This is a genomic window from Caulobacter sp. (assembly GCF_965279145.1).
In the GTDB taxonomy this organism is placed as follows: Bacteria; Pseudomonadota; Alphaproteobacteria; order Caulobacterales; family Caulobacteraceae; genus Caulobacter.
Map to the genome: position 1 here is coordinate 2824919 of NZ_OZ257139.1, position 19947 is coordinate 2844865.

The 19947-nt window shown below is 60.2% G+C and carries 14 protein-coding genes and 2 pseudogenes; 5 read left to right on the top strand and 11 right to left on the bottom strand.

The annotated features are described in order from the left end of the window. Positions 1-349 precede the first annotated feature (349 nt). Positions 350-718: a nuclear transport factor 2 family protein gene (locus ACQY9P_RS13160; RefSeq protein WP_421738825.1), complete on the top strand. Its 369-nt coding sequence runs from the start codon at positions 350-352 to the stop codon at positions 716-718. A 170-nt stretch (positions 719-888) separates the two neighbouring features. Here ACQY9P_RS13160 and ACQY9P_RS13165 read toward each other — a convergent pair. Next, positions 889-975 (bottom strand): annotated as a pseudogene (locus ACQY9P_RS13165) (hypothetical protein); the annotation flags it as partial. Between the two features lie 108 nt (positions 976-1083). Here ACQY9P_RS13165 and ACQY9P_RS13170 point away from each other — a divergent pair. Beyond that, a pseudogene (locus ACQY9P_RS13170) lies at positions 1084-1185 on the top strand (hypothetical protein); the annotation flags it as partial. Positions 1186-1375: 190 nt separating this feature from the next. Here the strand turns inward: ACQY9P_RS13170 and ACQY9P_RS13175 are convergent. The 6 genes from ACQY9P_RS13175 to ACQY9P_RS13200 form a co-directional block, all read right to left on the bottom strand. Continuing rightward, entirely contained in the window at positions 1376-3586 is a 2211-nt protein-coding gene (locus ACQY9P_RS13175) for a type I secretion C-terminal target domain-containing protein (RefSeq protein ID WP_421738824.1), read from the bottom strand. A gap of 193 nt (positions 3587-3779) precedes the next feature. Next, positions 3780-4433 (bottom strand): hypothetical protein, encoded by a 654-nt coding sequence (locus ACQY9P_RS13180; protein WP_421738823.1) that lies wholly within the window; start codon positions 4431-4433, stop codon positions 3780-3782. Positions 4434-5229: 796 nt separating this feature from the next. After that, a complete protein-coding gene (locus ACQY9P_RS13185; protein ID WP_421738822.1) occupies positions 5230-5637 on the bottom strand; it encodes a helix-turn-helix domain-containing protein in 408 nt (135 codons plus the stop codon). 106 nt (positions 5638-5743) lie between these two features. Beyond that, positions 5744-6820 carry a phytanoyl-CoA dioxygenase family protein gene (locus tag ACQY9P_RS13190; RefSeq protein WP_421738821.1) on the bottom strand — a complete coding sequence of 359 codons (1077 nt, stop codon included), beginning with the start codon at positions 6818-6820 and terminating at the stop codon, positions 5744-5746. Between the two features lie 166 nt (positions 6821-6986). Then, positions 6987-7679: an IS6 family transposase gene (locus tag ACQY9P_RS13195; RefSeq protein WP_421738820.1), complete on the bottom strand. Its 693-nt coding sequence runs from the start codon at positions 7677-7679 to the stop codon at positions 6987-6989. 171 nt (positions 7680-7850) lie between these two features. Further along, entirely contained in the window at positions 7851-12878 is a 5028-nt protein-coding gene (locus tag ACQY9P_RS13200) for a hypothetical protein (protein ID WP_421738819.1), read from the bottom strand. 719 nt (positions 12879-13597) lie between these two features. Between ACQY9P_RS13200 and ACQY9P_RS13205 the strand changes: the two genes are divergently transcribed. Further along, positions 13598-14731: a restriction endonuclease gene (locus ACQY9P_RS13205; protein WP_421740099.1), complete on the top strand. Its 1134-nt coding sequence runs from the start codon at positions 13598-13600 to the stop codon at positions 14729-14731. A gap of 175 nt (positions 14732-14906) precedes the next feature. Here the strand turns inward: ACQY9P_RS13205 and ACQY9P_RS13210 are convergent, their stop codons facing one another. Together ACQY9P_RS13210 and ACQY9P_RS13215 are read right to left on the bottom strand one after the other, a co-directional pair. Further along, the gene (locus ACQY9P_RS13210) at positions 14907-15599 is read right to left on the bottom strand and encodes an IS6 family transposase (RefSeq protein ID WP_421738818.1); all 693 of its coding nucleotides are present in this window, start codon (positions 15597-15599) and stop codon (positions 14907-14909) included. 148 nt (positions 15600-15747) lie between these two features. Next, entirely contained in the window at positions 15748-15957 is a 210-nt protein-coding gene (locus ACQY9P_RS13215) for a helix-turn-helix domain-containing protein (RefSeq protein ID WP_421738817.1), read from the bottom strand. Positions 15958-16028: 71 nt separating this feature from the next. Between ACQY9P_RS13215 and ACQY9P_RS13220 the strand changes: the two genes are divergently transcribed. Further along, complete coding sequence (locus ACQY9P_RS13220) at positions 16029-17249, top strand: hypothetical protein (protein WP_421738816.1); 1221 nt, start codon at positions 16029-16031, stop codon at positions 17247-17249. Positions 17250-17270: 21 nt separating this feature from the next. Here ACQY9P_RS13220 and ACQY9P_RS13225 read toward each other — a convergent pair whose 3' ends face one another. Both ACQY9P_RS13225 and ACQY9P_RS13230 read right to left on the bottom strand, forming a co-directional pair. Continuing rightward, on the bottom strand, positions 17271-17720 hold the full coding sequence (locus ACQY9P_RS13225) for a DUF5681 domain-containing protein (RefSeq protein WP_421738815.1): 450 nt from the start codon (positions 17718-17720) through the stop codon (positions 17271-17273). Next, positions 17720-19177 (bottom strand): site-specific DNA-methyltransferase, encoded by a 1458-nt coding sequence (locus tag ACQY9P_RS13230; protein WP_421738814.1) that lies wholly within the window; start codon positions 19175-19177, stop codon positions 17720-17722. The genes ACQY9P_RS13225 and ACQY9P_RS13230 overlap by 1 nt, the downstream gene beginning before the upstream one ends. A 304-nt stretch (positions 19178-19481) precedes the next feature. Here ACQY9P_RS13230 and ACQY9P_RS13235 point away from each other — a divergent pair, with 304 nt between their 5' ends. Beyond that, positions 19482-19946, top strand: coding sequence for a DUF3489 domain-containing protein (locus tag ACQY9P_RS13235; protein ID WP_421738813.1), 465 nt, complete (start codon positions 19482-19484; stop codon positions 19944-19946). Position 19947 lies beyond the last annotated feature (1 nt).

Genomic DNA, 19947 nt, shown 5'->3' on the forward strand with positions numbered 1-19947 from the left:
GCTGACCTAGTAGCTTGCAGCGCCGCTTCGCCCGATGGCGTGATCTGGTCGGTATGACGAGCTAGCGTCCGATCCTCAGGGGCTCTCGCCACTGGATGTCAGGCAAACCTCGTTCCGCGATACGACCCAAAATCGGGTAGAGAATGACCGATTTCAGCCCGCTGGCTTGGGATAGGTCAGGCCCGTAGAACCAGCGCTTCGTATGCTCGGCCATGAGGTCAAGGACAGCCCTAGTTCAGGGTAAAAGCTGACGAATACGCGTTGGCACGACAATAGTCTAATTATATAGAGATATTATTCAAAGATGTCCGCCTATGATTAAGGCGAGGCCAAATTGGAGTTGTGGCGAGTGGCCAGAATTGCCGAAATCGAAGAACGTGAGGAAGCTCTGCGAGCCGCAATGCTCGCCAGCGACGTGCCGGCGTTGTCGTTATTGATTGATGATGAGCTGGTTTTCACCGGCCCCGATGGGACGGTTTTAAGCAAGGATCAGGATTTGTCGGCCCACGAGTCCGGTATCTTGAGGCTAAGCAAGCTCGACCTGTTTGACAGCAGACTGCATCCGATCGGGGAGACCGTGCTCGCAACGATGAAGGCCGATCTTGCAGGAACGTTCGCCGGGACATCGATCGACGGGACATACTCCTATACGCGGCTATGGTCCCAAGCGTCCGGGCAATGGCGTGTGATCGCAGGCCATGCGGCGAGGTTGGGCTGATCTTTCCCGAAAATCAGCGTGTGCAAAAGGGCCGGACTTGTTGATCGGTTAACTGCCGCTTGTCTCTTTGGTCTTCTCGACGAGTCAGGAAACGAAACTCCGCACCCGCTCATCGCCCCGCAGCGCAGATGGCCAACGCAGCACATAGGCTTGGAGCTGGGGGGGGGGGGCTTGAGATGGCCCCTGATCTGCTCTGGCGACCAGGTATCTAGCAGACGCTCGATGGTAAAGCGGGCCAGTTCTGGATCACGATGGAGCTAGCTGAGCGGCCCGTTACTGGCTGGAAGTTCGCGTTAGGTTCGCCCTGAGCGTTGTTCAGCTAACAATCGTCGCGCTGCCAACGCAACGGGCCGGCCCGCTGCGCAATGTGGACGCTCCACGGCTCGGCCAGTTGCTCCAACCGCGCCATCCGGCGTAACCAAAGCCGAGACTCCGGTCCGCGTTGGATGAAAGATCAGGGGCAGGTCAGAGGGTCTGGGCTTCATCTTCGTTCATTCATCACTGCGACGAAGCCCAGATCCTCCTTACATTACAACCTCAAATCTGAGCCTTTGGTGATGACGGGGGACAGCTGTAGCTTCATTTTCCGCATCGTTTTCGTGGAGAACCGGTTCTGGCTCTTACCAGCGATGATCCAGATCCCGTCACGCCCTCAGGTCAGCCCAAATAGGCGTATTCCGCCTTGCCATAGACACCGATCAGATCGATCGCGAAGGTCGCACCGTCGGCAAGGTCCGCCAGAAACGCGTCGTTGGATTTGGCGTACATTCCCACATCGGCCTTCGCCGCCTCTGCCAGCAGCCAGCCGACCATCGCGGCCTTAGTTCCCTGGCCGCCAACGCCGTCGCCCCCATAGGATGCGAAATAGTCAGCGCGGGTATCGATGAGGGCATGGATCTTAGTGTCCGTCGGCGTCGAGCCGAAGATCGTCTTATAGGCTTCGCGGGTAGCGTCGAAAAGCGATAGAGCGCCGTACTTGGTTGAGAACGCCTCCTTACCCTCGCCGATCTTGCCCAGATTAACCGCGAAATTGATGTAGCGGTTTTCCAGATTGAAGCTCTGATAGTAGGCGGAGTTGAGGTTGTTCCCGTTGGGCCCTGTTGGCGAGACCAGATAGTCGATGCCGCCTTGGCTGGGGATTTTGCCGGTGAAGAACTCGTAGGCCAGTGTCGCTACCGATGTGGTCGCGCGCGCGGCGGTAGTGATAGCATTGTAAGCGACGTTGCTCGACAGTCCTGCCAAGGACGTCACCAGCGCCGTGTTCGCCGGAGCCGAAGGGTCGCTTCGGAGCACGTTCTGGAAGGCGTCCACGACGCCGGCTGCTAGCGCCCCGACGGGGGTAACGAACGTCTGATCAGTAAACTGGAGAAACTCCACGCTAGAGAGCGTGTCAGTATCGTCGGGTGATCCCGAACGAATGTCTCTAACCAGCCAGTTCCCCGTTCCGTCATTTGCTTGCGTTATTATGTAATTCGACATAGAGCCGGAAAAAATCGCAGTATCGACCCCGAAACCACCAATCAAGAGATCGTTGCCGCTGCCCCCGGTCAAGAAGTCATTCCCGGCGCCGGCGGAAATGGTGTCGTTGCCGTAACCACCGTTCACGCGGTCTGAGCCGACGCCTCCAAATAGAACGTCGGATCCGGTACTGCCGTTTACTGTAAGGCCAGCAGTAGATGTATTAAAAATAAACGCAGATGACGTAAGCGAAGATGACTGCACGTTTTGAAGCGTTATAGACTCAACGCCGCTGAAGTAATTTAATGTAATGACTGCATCAGAGCCAACCTGAGTAATAAACCTCTGAATCTGGGAGAGCTCGGCAATGTTTAGTGCCGAGAGATCTATACGATCGCCCTCCGAGGCGGAGAAGTCCGCGATCGTATCTCGATCAAAGCGGCGATCAATGTACTGGAACGTGTCCGCGCCTAGGCCGCCAATCAAGAGATCGTCGTCGCTGTCCCCGGTCAGGAAGTCATTTCCGGCGCCTGCGGAAATGATGTCGTTGCCGTACCCGCCATTTGCGCGGTCCGAGCCGAGCCCGCCAAATAGAAAATCGGATCCGGTGCTGCCGCTTACAGTAAGGCCGGAAGCGGACGTATTGAAGATAAATGAGGATGCCGTGAGGGAAGACGCTTTCACGTTTTGAAGAGTTATAGATTCAGCATCGTTGAAATATTTTAACGTAATGACTGCATCGGATCCAACTTGAGTGATAAATCGCTGAAGCTGAGAAAAATCAGCAATGTTTAGCGCCGAGAGGTCTATGCGGTCGCCCTCCGAGGCTGAGAAGTCTGCGATCGTATCTCGATCAAAGCGGCGATCAATGTACTGAAACGTGTCCGCGCCTAGGCCACCAATCAAGAAGTCGTCGTCGCGGTCCCCGGTCAGGAAGTCATTTCCGGCACCTGCTGAAATGATGTCGTTGCCGTACCCGCCATTTACGCGGTCCGAGCCGAGCCCTCCAAATAGAAAGTCGGATCCGGTGGTGCCGTTTACAGTAAGGCTAGATGAAGACGTATTGAAGATAAACGAAGATCCCGTGAGGGAAGATGATTGAACATTTTGAAGAGTTATAGATTCAACGTCATTAAAATATTTCAATGTAATGACCGTGTCGGGTCCGACTTGAGAAATAAATCTCTGCAACTGAGAAAAGTCAGAAATGTTTAAAGCGGAAAAATCTATCTTATCTCCTGGTGAAAAGTCAGTAATGATATCTTTGTCAAATCCTCGCGCAAGGTAAAGGAAGACGTCGTTGCCTCCGCCCCCTGTTAGTTGATCGTTGCCCGCGCCGCCGTTTATAAAGTCGTCAGCCGCCGTGCCGACGAGCGTGTTGGAGCTGCTTGTCCCATTGATCGTAGCCATCGTTTTCCCTTTTTGATTGTAAGGTACCGCACCCAACGTCACAGCCCCTTGAGCGGGCGCGAACGGTTTGAGTGATAACAACTTTAAGTTGATTATAAGAATGTGTTACGGGCTTCAGTTCGGAGCGGGGCCGAAACAAAAGGTTGGCCAGTCTCTAAGTTGCTCGGCGCTAGGCCCGTATTCAGCAGCCAGCCTACAATGTCGTTTTCATCAGCCGCCTCCCGCCGGAGCTCCTGCTTTTCCCCGTCGGATAGACGACCGCGCCAGCGGGAATGGTGTGACCCAGTTCGCCGCTAACCATTGGGGTCCACCGAAGCGCGACGGGGCGCTGGGCGGTGTTGGCTTCTAGCTTCTCGGTTTTGAGGCTGGCGACGTGCGCGCCGGCCCGACCGCCGATAAGGCCGCCAAGCGCGCCGGCCACGGCGTTGCCGCCGGCATTGCTGTTGCTGCCCTGGACCTCGGCTACCGGCAGGTAGTCAGCGGCCTTAACCTGGCCCTTACCGACGTTGGAGCCGCGTTGAAGCCCCAGGTTGCCGCTAAGCGCGCGTTCCCTCTCAGCAGCGCCAATACCCGCGCCCCGATCGACCTGGTTAGAGCATCCGGACTGTTGAACGATCGTGCGCAAGATCTTCTGTGGTGAAGCCAAATTATATTGGGTCCAGCCGCTGGTATCGTCGCCATCGACGATCGAGAGCGTGCCAAGTTTGCGAGCACACCGAGGCGCTTCGGCCGAAGCCTGCTGCTGCAAGGCCTGTCCTTTGCTGGCGCTGGTCTGGGCGAAGGTAGAGGAAGGCCAGACCGTGGTGAGTGCCAAACCGACGGCCAGACCGTTGCGGTAAATCTTCATCACAGTGGTATTCTCAGTAGTGTGGGTTGGAGCCCCCGTTCCGGAGCCCGCCTGTACTTTAGCGGTGGCGCAAGGGATGAGCGCATCGTTTGGCGTACCGGTGCATTAACCTGCAATTCCGAACGCGGGTGGCGTCCAGCGCGCCCAACTGACTGGCGGCCATGCCCTGCAATTGGCTGACACCAAGGCCAGCCCACTGTTCTGCCGAAAGGCCAGTGATCGGTTCTGCCGTAATCGCGCCGATCTGGGTGGCGGTCAGGCCCGTAGCTCAGTCGCAGACAGTCGGTCCAAGTCAGTCACCGCGACGGTGAAAGCTGGCCCGCAGTGACGCCCGGCAATTGCGCAGGCGTGAATGCAGTAACCCCCCGCAACGTTGAAAGCTGGGTTCCGGTCAGGGCAGCGATCTGGCCACTAACCAAGGCACTAGCCTGATCGCCGGCCAGCGCGGCAAGGTCGTTGGTCGATAGGGTCGGCTTTCAGCGCAGGTTCGCTCGTCTACAGCCGAACGTCGTTGAGCGTTCCCCGTTCGCACATCACCACCCCAACTGGTTGAAACTCCGACGAGTTTCGACCAGTCATGAATAGAGTCCCACTGTATAAATTCGGCCCGCTCAGCACTGAGAGAGTATGACCCGGTGCATAGTTCTCTGGCGGGTGATGGCGCAGGGGACCTGCCAAATTGGCTCACAACGAAACTCCCTACTTGCCCGTCCAGCGGGTCATCGGGCGGTGCGAAGGCAAGGCCAGCTAGCCAGTAATCTAGCTCACTCTGAACCGTTGAGCCTGGCTTGAGCGCTTAGTCGTCGGTCGCAGCCATGGCCATGGCCATACTGACCAACTGCCGGCGTAGAGCGGGCGACATGGCCGTAAAAGCCGCCACCAATTCGCGGCCGCCGCGCTGATTAAGGAACTCGGTCAGGCCCCCGGCAATGGGGCCTCCGTCGACGGGCGCTTCCAGGCCTTCGAAGAATGACGCCAACGGCGTCTCTAGTTTCAAGGCGATCTCATAGAGCTTGGATGCACTGACGCGGTTGGACCCCAGCTCATACTTTTGGACCTGTTGAAAAGTAATGCCCAGCGCGTGGGCAAGCGCAGACTGTGAAATCCCTAAGGCTTTGCGCCGTGTCTTGATCAAGGCGCCAACATGCAGATCGACAAGGTGGGGCTGTGCGCTATTGGCGCCTTGGGTCACAAGTTTCTTCATTTTGTTAGTTTTGGCTCGATAGGGGGCGGGACTGTTCGTAGGTAAGTCGCCCGCGCTGCCATCGACACACGACTGCCCGTCCGGCTGATTTTAGGCTTGGTCGGAACTACTTGTAGCGCCGGTTCTCGCGGATCCCGAACTTCAGGAAGTGCTTTCGGGCGTCCACCCTCGCTGCGGCCACATCGGCATTGAGCGCCAGATAGCGCTTGGGGTCGAAGTCGGCCGGGATCTTGCCCGGAACGAGGGCGGCCTGATGCTGGGCGGCAGGCGGGGGCGGCTCCCGTCGAACGATCTCGGAGATCGGCCGATTAATATAGATGTTGGGTACCACCTGACCAGTCGAAAGATCCACGATCTGACGCAGGTCCAGATTGCCGACCGGAGGGTCCGAATAGGCCGGCGTGTAATAGGTGCAGTCGTCGAAATAGTAGTGCGTCACCTGAGACCAGCGGGTACGGGCAGGGTCCTTCTGCCGGCTACCGCCGTGCAGCAGATTGGCAGCCCAGATCAGAGCTTGGCCCTTCTTGGGATGGAAGTATTCCGGTTGCACACCGGTCGCCTCTACAAGGGCTGCCCAAACGTTCTCGTAGGGTGTCTGGGCCAGAAAGTCCGCGCCGGCCCCGATCAATTTGCCAATCATGTCATTGTAAATAATCGGCCACTTGTGGGAGCCTGGGTAGTAGACTAGTGGCCCGGCATCGGGATGGATATCCTCCATGGCCAGCCAGACACCGCACATGAAGCGCTCAGGAATACTGGAAAAGTGAATCGAGTCAGAATGGATATGCTGCTGGGTCCCGACCGGGAAGCTCAGGGTCTGGAACGGAAAGGCCCGACGGCCATAGAGCTTGCCCAGCAGGGCTAACACCGCCTCATTGACCGCAATGGCGCGCACGTCTTCGCTGGTCTTCCAGGCATCCTGAACCCTTAGGCCGTTATTGGCGGCCCAGCCCTCGGAGCGCCAATGGTCGAATGCACACTGGGGGGTCAGGGTCTCGATGATCCGATCGATGCGCGCATCCAGATCATCGTCCGGGAAATCCAGGACGGCAAAACCCTGCTCATGCAATTGCAGGGCAATGTTACGCTCGATTGCGGTCAGGCCCATCTGATCCAGAGAGGCCTTGAGCAGCCAGGACTCGACCAGTGGCACGCCGGGGAGAAGGTCTTGGGAAACGGTCATGTGAATTCGATTGGTTCGTTCGTTGCCCCTTTCTAGGGACCAGGGACACTTTTTCCGCCTGGAGATGCGTACTGGTTCTTCGTGGGCAGGTCACACCGACGCCCTTCATCGAAGGGAGCTGTCAGGGTAACTGCCGCAAGTCGAGAAAGGCCAATACTTGGCCGATTTAGGCCGTGGCCTTCGCCCATGCGCCGTGCGCCTCGGCGCGGAAGCGCCGAAGGGTAGGGCGGCTGATCAGGTGTTGTTGGGTGTAGAAGGTGTTGTACACGGCGGCGTGGGTAGTGAGGAAACGCTGGGCGGACGACTGGCTTTTGAAGCCCTGCATTCGCCGCTCTCGCTGGCGGATGGGCAGATGAGAATTCTCCGCCCTGTTGTTTTCCCTGAGCCGACCCGCCCGATGAAGGTGCTCCAAACCCAGTTCCGACAAGGCCGCCGAATAGGATCTTAGCCCGTCGGTGGTGATCAATTTGGGCTCGACGGGCTGTCGGCCTAGCAGCCTCATGAGCAGTTTCTTGGCCGCCTGGGTGTCTCGACGGCGCTGGACCAGCAGGTCGAGGACCTCGCCTTCATCGTCCACGGCGCGCCACAGGTACATGCGCTTTCCGCCCACCCTGCACACCATCTCGTCCAGGTGCCAGCGTGGAGAAGGGGAGGGGCGAAGTCGCTTCAGTCGCCTGGCGATCGCCGGTCCGAACTTCTTGGCCCAGCAGCGGATGGTTTCGTAGCTGACCTCTATCCCGCGCTCGGCGAGCAGCTCCTCGACGTCGCGAAGGCTCAAGCTGAAACGAAAGTAGAGCCAGAGCGCATGCTTGATGACCTCGGTCGGGAAGCGATGGCGCTTAAACGAGAGCGGTTTCAAGCCTGGTCTCCGCAAATGGCCCGAATGCCGGGCGAAACGGAAACTTGTTAGCGTTAGACTGACAGCACCCTGTCCGGGTATGAGCGCAAGGTCCTTTCATTTGCATCGGACTCCGCCGAAGCGTAGCGAAGGCAGAAGTCCTCCTCCTGGATTTGTGTCAATATCCGTACACTATGCCTCTCGAGCCACGGTGCGAAAGTGCTCGCTCCGTTGCAGTTGAGCCGCGCGCCGGTCGCCGGCGTCGGTGAGCACATCAAGGATCCGCAGCAGCCGCTCGCGTGTCGCGCTCTCCAAAGGATCACCACGATCCAGTAGCGTCTGCAGGATAGGTCCAAGTCGGATCAGGAAGCCACTTTCCTTAGCTTGTTTGGCGGGCAGAGCGTCCAGGATCAAACTGGCTTCAGCGGCGAACCGGGCGATCGGGTAGTGCGCGTGGGCGTGCTCGAGGAGGCTGAGCCAAATCTGGGCGAAATCGCTGCGGCGCTTCAGGGCCGGCAGCAAGATGTCGATTATGGGCCAGAGGACGGGAACGTCGCGCCATTCGCCGTTGGCGAACCGGCGCGCGCCGGTTGTTCGGATATGGGGCACGCACATTACGTCGCGGAGAAGTTGGCGGGTGTCAGAACCATAGGCGTGGCGGCTAGCAGGACCCATGGCCGCCACCCGCCGCGCCGCGGCGAGCATGACAGTCATGGTCGCGGGAGCTATTTCATCGGCCTCGTGCATAAGCGCTGCGGCATAGATGCCGATGAACGGCTCGAGCAACTGAAGGCATGCAGCGTCTTCTTCAGCGGCGATCGGATCAACGATCAAGGCGATGACTTGCTCGGCGGGCCACGGTCGCGCACGCCAGGCCATCCAGCGCATCAGTTGCCCGCGCCAGACAATCAAAGATGAGCGGCCACGCCGTTCATCGTCGCTCGCCCGTGACAGGGTCCAGCGCAACAATCCGTCGGCCAGCGTATTCACGGCCTCATCGAGGCCCGGGGGCGGCGCCACGAGCCCCTCTAGATGCGCGGTGAGAAAGGTGGTGTCCAACCAAGCCTCATCATCGGGCTTTCCGTCATCGGCCTCTTCCAGATCGTCGTGGCTGATCGGCAGTTCCGGCAGGCCGAATGCCGCCTTGCCCGACGCCACGGCCAGGGCCGCCTCGAATGCTGCGTCTGCGGCCGCCTGGCGGATCCCGTCAGCGCGGTTCCGATCTCTGCGACGCGCCAATGGAGCGTCCGACCTTATGCCAAGCGCCACGACCAGCCGCAGCGCTGCGGCGGCGACCCTCGGCTCGACATCGGCCAGGCTGTATGCGGCGCGGGCGGCGGCGACCGAGACTTCGTTGACGAAGCACCTGACCATGTTGAGCAAACCGTAGCCGACGCTTTCGACTGGTCGCCCGCGGCGGATGATGCCGGCTAGACCGATTGGGACGAACTTGAGGGGATGATGGCTCAGAATTGATTCTGCGAAGGTCATGCCGTCGCCGCTCAGCGGGGTTCCGTAGGCCCGCATGGTAACGTCCTGAGCCCAGGCAAGGAGCGGTTCGTCTTGGTAGCGCGTCTCGCGCAGAACGAAGGCCGCCGCCCCGGCGACGCCAGCACGGCGTAGCTCCTCCAGGCCTCCGAATTGATCCCGATCTTCAAATAAGTCGGGCGCGTCAAGGGCCTGGGCTTCGGCAATCGCCACCTCGTCCGACAGGCCAACGCTTTCCACCGCCTCGCCCAGCGCCCGGGCAGCCCACATCGCTAAGGCGATCCAACGTTGGGTGTCCTTAAGCTCTTGGACCTGTCGGATATCGGCTTCGTCGGTGGAATCTGGTTGACGAGCCTCGATCTGAACACCGCCCTCGACCGGCTCTATCGAATAGGCCTCGGGGTCGCCGAACGCCGACCAGCGTGCGCCTTGCCGCTTGCGCTCGGCGACCCAGGCTTCGTCCTCGGCCTGCTCAGCGAAATCCAACGCCGCATCGTCGCCGAACTTGGCGACCGCCGCCTTGAAAGCCGCTCCAACCTCAGGCTCTGCGTTGAGCAGGAATAGCCCCGCTAGGCTGCCGATCCACAACCGTCGTTCTGGTCGGCCGTTGGCAGCCTTGAGGGCTACCAACTCGCGCCGCCGCCCCATCGCAGTGATCTCGTTTGCCGGCGCACCCGTGGAATCGACGCGCGCCAGTCGTCCGATATCCCAATGCCAAAGGCGCTGAGCTGTAACGAGCGGCAGGGTGGCGGCGCTGGCGGTCGGACGGCTGAGCGCTAAGGTCGAGGCGATTCCCAGGAGGGCGTTGTGCTGGCAACCCTCAAGGATGCGATGTAAAAGGGCGTCGAGATCCGCGCCGGCGTCGAGTTCGGCGAGCGCCCATCCCTCCAGGACCATCAAGCTCGCCGTGATGATCTGCGGAGAGAAGACGCCGCGGTAGAGCAGATATTCGCGCTCAGCCCCCCAGAATGTCTGACGTCCCCAAGGCAAATCGAGCTCAAGCGGCAAGGGCGTACCATCGCCCTCGTCAGGATCGAGTTCGTGGAGTTCGCGCCATGCCGCAACGGCGTGGTCGCACAACGCCTTGACCGTCTTGAGGGCAAGATCTGGGTTCACCGCGAACAACGCGTGAAATGGCTCGGCGATGGGGGAAGGGATCTGAATGTGCTGATCAAGGCCATGCACCGACAGATGGTCCCAGTCCCAAGAGTTGATCCACCCGCCCAGTCCCGAAGGCATTAGGAGATCGCGTTCGCGCGATCCTTCCGGATACTCGAGCGCCTTTGCGCGCGCCGCAGCGTCATCGTCCGCCTCGCGCTGCATTTGTGCGCGGGGCAGCAATTCGACCGCTAGCTTGAGCACGAGCGCGGACAAGCGTTGCGCGTCAGCTCGGGCGACGAAGGCGGACATGGAGACGACGCTAGCGATTGCGTCGTGCGAGGCGTGCTCTTCAGCCAGTAGGCGCTCAAGATAGGTTTGGGTGTGCTGGGGGAAAACCACAGCGGCTCCGAAGATGAACCCTCGAAGTGACTGCGCCAGCTCCTTTTCCTGGTCGTAGTCCAGGTCGCCGGGGGAGCGCTTCCGATCCCAAGTGGCCCCTCTGCGCTTTTCTTCGATGATTGCGAGCCAGTCGCCGGCGAGGGTCAAAAGACTCTCGGTGACGTTCGTGCGGCTCCTTGGGAATGCACGCTGCCAAACTTCCGCGCAGGTGAGCACCGATGGCCACAGCCTAGGCGGAATGTAAATCTGCTCCTGCAGAAGCCAGTACAGGAACCGGGTCCACGTGGAGAGGTCGTCTGGGATGGCTAGGTTGTCAGCCAGGCGCACTATGTCTGCTTCGGAAAGGTCGCCTAGCAAGGCGTGCCAATCACGGTGGCTAGGCTGTGAGCGCACGGCCTGGAACCAAGTCAGTAAGTGTTCCAGGCGACCCCAATCCTCGCCGCCGACGAGCGCCTTGGAGAAAGCCGCGCTCTGCGTCCAAAAGCGCGGAGACGACAGCGGCGCAATGAGCCATGCCCGCCGCCATTGACTGCGCGTTTGGCCAGCCTCGAGCAGAGCAAGTTCGTTTTCCCAGGCCTGGTCTTGTTCGAAACACCGCTGTGATAGCAACTCGACCGGTCGCCCCAGCGCCGGCGGCTCACCGGCGTTGACCAGTTCCTCCCGCCAACCGGCCTCGGCATCGATGAGCAGGTGCGTGAAGGCCCATTCGAAGAAGATGTCGTGGGCGAAGGAAACCGTGTGCCCTTGTTCGACATCAACGAGGATCCGATCGGCCTTCAATGACTCGACAGCCTCGTGGTCGAGGCCCCGTATGCGCGCCTTGCGGCCGAGGTTGGCGGCGCTGTGCTTGGCGAGGGCTACCAGCGCTTCTTGGCGTCGAGCACGTTCGGGTCCTTCGGCGGCATAGCCGCCCCCCGCCCACCAGGCGCCGATCAATTCGGTCTCGCTTGATGGTGTCTGAGCATCGAGATCGATCGCGCTGGCCAGCACGCCGAGGAAAAACGGCCGACGGGCGATCTCCTGAACATCGTTGGGTCCAAAGAGCAGTTCACGTAGGCGCGGACGGTCGGCCGCGACGATCTCGGCTTCGGCGTCGGAGAGGCCCTTGACCTCAACAGCGTGGGACAGAGTGGCTTTGAGCGCTGGCAGCCAGCGCCGAACCTGTTCCCATGCGCCATCGCGCAGGGTCGCGACGATACGCCATCGCGCGAGGGTGGGATCCTCCAGGATCAAGCCTACCAGTTCCTGCACCAGGGTTCTCGCGACCCCAACGACACGATCGAGTCCGTCGATGAACAGGATCGGATCGCCGGCGCAGGCCATCTCGCGCAAGACGGGAAGCGGCGTCGCGTGAGTCAGACCTAGGGCGCGCGCGTAGGCTGGCCATCCGCCAGCCTCGATCCGATCCGATCGCAAACCTATCAGCGGCTCATGCACGGCGCCCTCGGCTGCCATGCGCAGCAGCACAGACTTGCCCGCGCCAGGCTGGCCTACGATCTGGACCAGCCGGTGCGTGACTAAGCCCACTCCAATCGCTTCGACTAAGCTTGGTCGCGCGATCTGCAGACCGTCGATGTCGCGTTCGATCGTCGAGAACGCCAGTTGAGCTTCGGCGACCAGCCGTTCTACGTCGGCCGCCAATCGGTGCGTGATCGAAAAGCGCTCGGGCGTGCCGAGCCGCAAACGGAGGGTCTCTCGATCCAAGCCCCCGGCGCGCCCGGCGATGTCGCGGGCGATCGTACGCAAACTGCGCCACACCTCCAGCGCAGCGCCGGGCTGGTCGGTGACGAGCACACGGCTCAGACGGTCGAGCACGAGATCCTGGTCCGCCGCGGCTTCGTCCAGGAGGTCGAACCGCAACAGCACGAAGTGGCTGAGGAAACGATGGATGTCCGACACGTCAGCGGGACGGCCCAAGGCCCGCGTGAGTCCTTCGCGCGCGGCGGCGACCACCGCCTGCTTGGCCTTGCTGGAGACGCCCTGGGTATCGATGCGGCGTAGGAAGTCGGCCGGGTTGAGGCTATCGCGCGCCCACTCGCAGACCGTCCGAACCTGGCGCAGGTGGCTTGCATCAATCTCATCGGTAGCCACACCGATCCGATCGATGCCGGTTCGAAAGGTCGAAGCGCCGAGGGTCTGGCTGGCTCTGGCCACGATGTCGAAGAAGTCGCCATTCGACTCGTTGGCCTTGAACGCGAAGGCGCGCTTGACCTGCAGGTCGAGGCTGACCAAGCCGCTGGGCGTTTGGGAAGCCACCGTGACGTCGTCCAGTGGGTGTCCAAGGGCACCGCGCTGGACGCTGACGTGGCTCGGTCCAGAGCTGTTAAGTCCGCGCGCCGCTGTCTCAGAGAGCAGAGCCGTCAGATAGTAGGCGACCACAGCATCTTCGAATGTGAAGCCAGCGCCGCCTGCGAGTTCGGGACTTGCCGCCACAGCGTCTCCATCTGCACCCCGGGCGCAATCGCTCCCGATTCATTCTTGGCCACTATCGTAAGGCATTCGCCAGCATCGGGTGGTGACGAAGTTCTTGCGGTAGAAGATCGGTGCCTTAGCGACCCGGAGCCAGCGAGCCAGATGTCGTGTTTTCCAGCGCTGCCACAGGGGCCGCTCGTGACAATCAAATGTCCGGTTCTCGCATGGCCCGAAGGTCTAGAAATGGCGCAGCTCGCCATATTGTTTCATGCATCTGAGCGATGGGGCAAGGCGTGGGCGGACGTTGCTCCACGCGTGGAGGAATGAACGTCAGGCCACACAGTTTGGGCACGAGATCCTGGTCAGCGGGTTGAAGGGAAACCTGGCAATTGACCCTCTTGGCGAGCATCTGATCGCCGGGAGGGGAACGAAGCGGCAGACAACAGCATGTTGGATCGCGTTGAGCGGGTGCCTGGCTCAGCGACACCTCTTATGGTCAGGTCTACTGCCTTGAAGTCGCGGGGGGAGTGGATTTGGACGTGGAAGGCACTTTCGGGCCGGCAGGCCGAGCGGGTGTATTCGTTGGGCGCGAGCGCGAGTTGGCCTGGCTTGAGGACCATGTTCGCCGTGCGCCGACCAAACCCCTGATCGTCCACGGCGGCCCAGGCGTGGGTAAGACGGCGCTCCTGAATCACTTCACTCGCATGTCCCGGTGGACAAGGCCTCCGCTCTTTTGGCTCCTGCCCTTCGATCCCGCTGAAGCGCGCACGATGATTAAGGTTGGGATCGACAGCCTGCTGGAGCAGCGAAATCCTCCGCGCGCGATCATCATGGACGAAGCCGATGTTCTCGCGCCGGCCGACATTCTCGACATCACCGAGCGCCTGACGAACCACCTGACGATTGACGCGGTCATCTTCTCGCGCCGTGAGCCCATCGAGAAGGAACTGACCGGCGGCCAGTTGCATCTGCGGGAGCTTTCCGCACCTGACGCGCGAAAGTTCGCGCGTCAGGTGCTCGGTCCATTGCTAACTGAGGAAGCTCTCGATCTCTTCCTCGAAGCAACTCGAGGCAATCCAGCGCTCCTTAGTGCGATGAACGAAGTCGCCTCGCGGCGGTCGGACGAAGGCGCACGCGCATTGGTCAAGGGGCAACTCTATGGTCCTAAGGGCAGTCTCGTCGTCCCCAAACCAGAACTGCTCAAGGCGGCGAAGCCCGAACTCATCCGGGTCAACGACCATCTGATCGATCGGCTTCGGCGCGAACCGAAGGGCCTTTACGCACTCACGCCCCGACAGTTCGAGGAGGTGGTCGCCGATCTGCTGGAGGATATGGACTACGAGGTGCATCTGACGCCGCCCGGCAACGATGGCGGGGTCGACATCTACGCTTACGTCAACCTTCCCCATGGCCGAATTCTGTGCGCCGTTGAGGTAAAGCACTACGCTGCGGACAAGCCGGTGAAGGTCGGCGTAGTCCGCCAGTTGCTGGGCGTCCTCGAACTTGCGAAGGCGCCAACAGCGATGCTGGTTACCAGTTCTTCGTTCACGGCAGGCTCACGCAAGGCGGAAAGCCAGTGCGAACATAGGCTCTCTCTCAAGGAGTACGGCGACGTCGTCCAGTGGATCGCTGAATATGGCCAGCCAGGCAGGCCGCGCATCGGTCGCTTCTGATCAGAGGAACCATCCCAGACGCGTCAGGGGCCGGGAAAATCCGCCTCGGACCCTACGCTCGCGACCGCAACCTCGAGAAGGATCCGGTCAAGGCACCAGGGGCGTCCAGTCAAACTCGCCGGCGGAGCTGTCAGGTTAACCGCCGCAAGTCGAGAAAGGCCAATACTTGGCCGATTTAGGCCGTGGCCTTCGCCCATGCGCCGTGCGCCTCGGCGCGGAAGCGCCGAAGGGTAGGGCGGCTAATCAGGTGTCGTTGGGTGTAGAAGGTGTTGTAGACGGCGGCGTGGGTAGTGAGAAAACGCTGGGCGGACGACTGGCTTTTGAAGCCCTGCATTCGCCGCTCTCGCTGGCGGATGGGCAGATGAGAATTCTCCGCCCTGTTGTTTTCCCTGAGCCGACCCGCCCGATGAAGGTGCTCAAAACCCAGTTCCGCCAAGGCCGCCGAATAGAATCTGAGCCCGTCGGTGGTGATCAATTTGGGCTCGACGGGCTGTCGGCCTAGCAGCCTCATTAGCAATTTCTTAGCCGCCTGGGTGTCTCGACGAAGCTGGACCAGCAGGTCGAGCACCTCGCCTTCATCGTCGATGGCGCGCCATAGGTACATGCGCTTTCCGCCCACCCTGCACACCATCTCGTCCAGGTGCCAGCGAGGAGCAGGGGAGGGGCGAAGCCGCTTCAGTCGCCTGGCGATCGCCGGCCAGAACTTCTTGGTCCAGCAGCGGATGGTCTCGTAGCTCACCTCGATCCTGCGCTCGGCGAGCAGCTCCTCGACGTCGCGAAGGCTCAAGCTGAAACGAAAGTAGAGCCAGAGCGCATGCTTGATGACCTCGGTCGGGAAGCGATGGCGCTTAAACGAGAGCGGTTTCAAGCCTGGTCTCCGCAAATGGCCCGATCACCGGACGATACGGAGACTTGTTAGCGTTATACTGACAGCACCTTCGTGGATGCTTCAAGGACGGGATAGCGATAGCCCGAACGTTAGAGATGTTGGCTAGCGACCGCACAGAGCAATGACCTTATCGCTTGCGGGTCAGGTCCTCTATGTCAGCGTCCAGCGCCGCCGCGATCCGTGCGAGTATCTGAACAGACGCATTACGCCGCCCGCGTTCGACCCCGCTCAAATAGGTCTGATGCACTTCGGCGCGATGGGCGAGCTCCTCCTGCGAGAGCCCTCGCTCCCGTCTTAAGCCCTGCAAGTTCAGGCCGACTCGCACGCGCACGTCCATGCGCGCATGGCGTGGTCAGACTTGACTTTGGCCCATAGACTATAAGTCATAAACGACCTGGGGGAGAACGCATGCGGGCCTACTCAAAACCACTGATCGTGACGGGCATGGGCTTGGCCGAAGAGCAGTGCCAAGCGCTTGAACGCCTGCCCCTTACATCCAGGTCACAGCCATCGGACTACAATGAGCTGTGGCTGCAGATGCTGATCCAGCGAAACCCGACCCTGTTACCGGTTGAGCAGATCGAGCCGGCTTTGACGCCGCTAAGGCCGATCTGTGTTGAATTGCCGGTGCCATCAGGCTTTGCCGACAATTTGTTGATGACGCCCGATGGCGGGATCGTGGTCGTTGAAGCCAAGCTGTGGCGCAACGGCGAGGCCCGCCGTGAGGTGATTGGCCAGGTACTCGACTATGCCAAGGACCTCTCGGCGTGGACGTACAACGACCTACAAAGGGCGGCCCGCCTAGCTACCAAAAACCCCCAGCTTGATCTCTTTCAAACTGTTTGTGGCGACGATCGTGAGCCGGATGGGGAAGCGCTATTTTGCGATGCCGTTTCGCGAAATCTTCGCCTTGGCCGCTTCCTGATCATCATCGCCGGTGACGGCATCCAAGAAAGCGCGGAGGAACTTGCGAACTATCTCCAGCGACACATGGCGCTGCATTTCACGCTGGCGATGGTGGAGATATCGCTATGGCGCGCACCGGGCAGTGGCGCTGTTTTCGTCCAGCCCAAGGTCGTGACGCGCACGGTTCAGATCGAGCGGGCCGTAGTGCGGCTTGAGGAAGGTGTAGCGGTGGCGCCGTCCCGCATTGCTCCCGCCGCATCAAGCGCCAAGCCGACGACCCTGTCAGCGGAAGCTTTCTACGAGACCTTGAGGTCCGTGAACCCAGCCTTGCCCGAGCGGCTGCAGGCATTTTTGGCCCTTGTTGAACCCTTGGGTGTCTATGCGGACATAAAGCGCAATATGACGATCAAATGGCGGAACATCGATGGCCTGGAGTTTGCTTTGGGAGCCATCGATCAACAGGGGCTGCTGGGAACTGATGTCGCACATTGGAGCGCCAAAGCGATCAATCAAATTAGCCTGAGTCATCATTATCAAGACCGCCTAGTGGCCTTAGTCCCGGGCGCCGTCGTCCGCCACACTCCGAATCCTGTGGGCTGGCGCGTGGTCTTGGGTGACCGAAATGTGCCGGCTAGCAAGCTTCTGGAGCGGGCCGAAGAGTGGGCTCAGGCCATCGCTGACTATATCGCCCAGCTCAACCAGCAGGCAGAACCGCAGGCTTAAGGACCTGCGGTTCGTGAATTCCTACCTGTCCGGCTCGGTAGAGCTGTGATCTTCAAGCTCGGAGTAGCCACTAAGAAGTCCGCGAATTTCGTCAATCTGGTTAATTTCTTCGCGGGTCAAGGTACGAACAAGTTCGTCATCAGTCATAGGGCGATCCCCAAAAGCTTCGGCATCTTTCAAAAGATCGAATGCTACTTGGATCAACCGAGGGTGCTTGCCACTCAGCGCTTCCTTCAGAATTCGCTCGATCATAAGGGTAGGTAGGTGAGCATTGCGAACAGTATCACCCTCTTTAACCTTGACAGGTTTCCGAGCTACTTCGCGAACCAGTTCGTTCAGGGTCCGAGGTAATTTATTGACCTCCCGAAAATTCTGATCTCGCGTACGGCTGCGACCAGACTCTCCGGGCTTAAACTGGCTGTGCTTCGGCGGCTTCTTGTAGCCGACTTCGTAATCGCGGGTGTCGCTCATTAGCGGTCCCCCTCGTCGGGCGTGGCATGGGCGAGCTGGCAACGGTCAGCCGCGGTCTCTTCAAAAGAAAAGCCGGTGTCTTCCAGCATCGCAATCTTGCCCGTCATCTCCTGCCAGCGACGCACGGCCAGATCGACATAGAGCGGATCTAGCTCGATGCCGCGGCAACGGCGACCGGTGCGTTCGGCCGCGATCAGCATCGAGCCCGACCCAAGAAAGGGATCGACCACGATATCGTTGGGCTGGGTGATGTCGCGGAGGGCATCTTCAAGCATCGCGACAGGTTTGGGCGTGGGATGATCAGCAAGCCTGCTGCTAGCATCAGAGCCCAGCACGTTGGCCCCCGGATAGGTCCACAGATTGGAACGATACCGGCCGTGCTTGCCCAGCTCGACGTTGTTGATGTGAGGCGCTTGGCCCTTCTTGAACATCGGCAACAGCTCATGCTGGGAACGCCACAGCGAACCCATCCCGCCGTTGGTTTTGGCCCAGACGATCAGATTGATCAGGCTCATGCCAAGCGTAAGGGCCACCCGGATCACCAGTTCAACGCTGCGCCAATCGATGAAGGTCCCGAAAAGCCCCCCATCTTGCAGAGTCGCATAACTGGCCTTCATCCAGTCGCGATTGAAGGCCTCGAATTCTTCGAGATTCATCTCGCCGGCGGCCATTTTGAACTCGCGATGACTGCCAGAACTCACGTGGCCGCTAATCGGCACGTTGTAGGGCTCATCGGTCAGAACGAGCCTGGCCTGCTCCGAGCCCATCAAGGCCGAATAGACCTCAGGCTTACGGGCATCCCCGCAGATCAGCCGGTGGGGACCAAGACGCCAAGAGTCGCCCGCACGGCTCACGGCCTGCGCGTCGGTCGGCGGCGGTTCGACTTCGGGCTCAAACGGCTCGTCGTCAGTCATCAGCAGGCCGTCGAGCTCAGGGGTCGTAAACCCCATCACTTCCAAGGGCAGACCTTCAAGCTTGATCTCTTCCAGTTCGATTTCCAGGATCTCGATATCCCAGGTCCCGGTCTCGGCCGTCCGGTTAATCGCGATCTTCAGCGCAGCGAGCTGAACCGGCGTCAGGTGATCGACCACCAAACAAGGGATGGTCGCCAAGCCCAGCCGTCGCGCGGCTTCGTGACGAATGTGGCCATCGACGATGTGGTCATTCTTGTCGATCAGGATCGGGGTGACGAAGCCGAACTGCTCGATCGAAGTTTTGACCCTGACGACCTGTGCTTCGGCAAGTTTGCGGACCTGACGCCGGGCAGGCTTCAACTCCCCCGGCGGACGATGAACTTTGGGAATATCGGGCAAAAGGTCATTAAGACGCTGAACCTGCCTCGCCTCGACATCGGCGACGACCCGCCGTGTGGACCGCCGTTTCTGGTCCTTAGAGCGAATAGCGTCACGGATCGCGTGGCGACCTTGGTCCTGATCTTTGATGAAGTTGTCAGTCATCGCATGTACCCCTCGTTTCAGCCTTGGGGGCTTTCGTCGAGAGCGGCCTTCAAGGGGACCATCAATGCCGTAGCATCGATGTCTCCCCTCCATGCGAGACCTTCAAGGACGCTTCCCTATGACGGAAGCTCCTATCGATGAGCCTCACGCGTTAGTGCCGATTCGGCAAGGGGGTCGATTCCAACGCTCCTGGACTGGACTATCTGCGTCAAGTAAGCATTGTTCATCTCGTCCTAGCCCGCGCCAGCCGGGCTCGTCTCAGTAGCGACGCCGTTTTGGCAGTCGCGTCTTCGACGAGGACATCATGACTAAGCTGACCAAAGCTCAACTAGACCTTCTAGCGCGCGCCGCCGACTATGAAGGCGCTGGGATCGACAGCGATCCTAAAAGCCAAACCACGTCTGCTATCCTCATCAAGCAAGCCTTGATGATCTCTCTGCCTCAGGCGAAGGGAGCAAGTCGGCTGCTGATTACCAGTAAGGGGCTGGCGGCAATCGGACGCCCCGCATCCTCGCCCGAGGGTTTCATGCCGAGCGACCAGAAATCAAACATCGAGGTCGCGCCGCCTACGGGAAAATTGGACAAACTCGTGTCTCTGCTAAGCCGTCCAGGCGGCGCGACCATCGCGGACTTGATGGCGGAAACTGGATGGCAGGCTCATTCGCTGCGCGGTGCAATCTCAGGAAGCTTGAAGAAGACCCGCAAACTTGCCGTGACCTCTGAGGTGGTTGAAGGCACCCGGACCTACCGCATCGTTCCCGCAGTGTGAC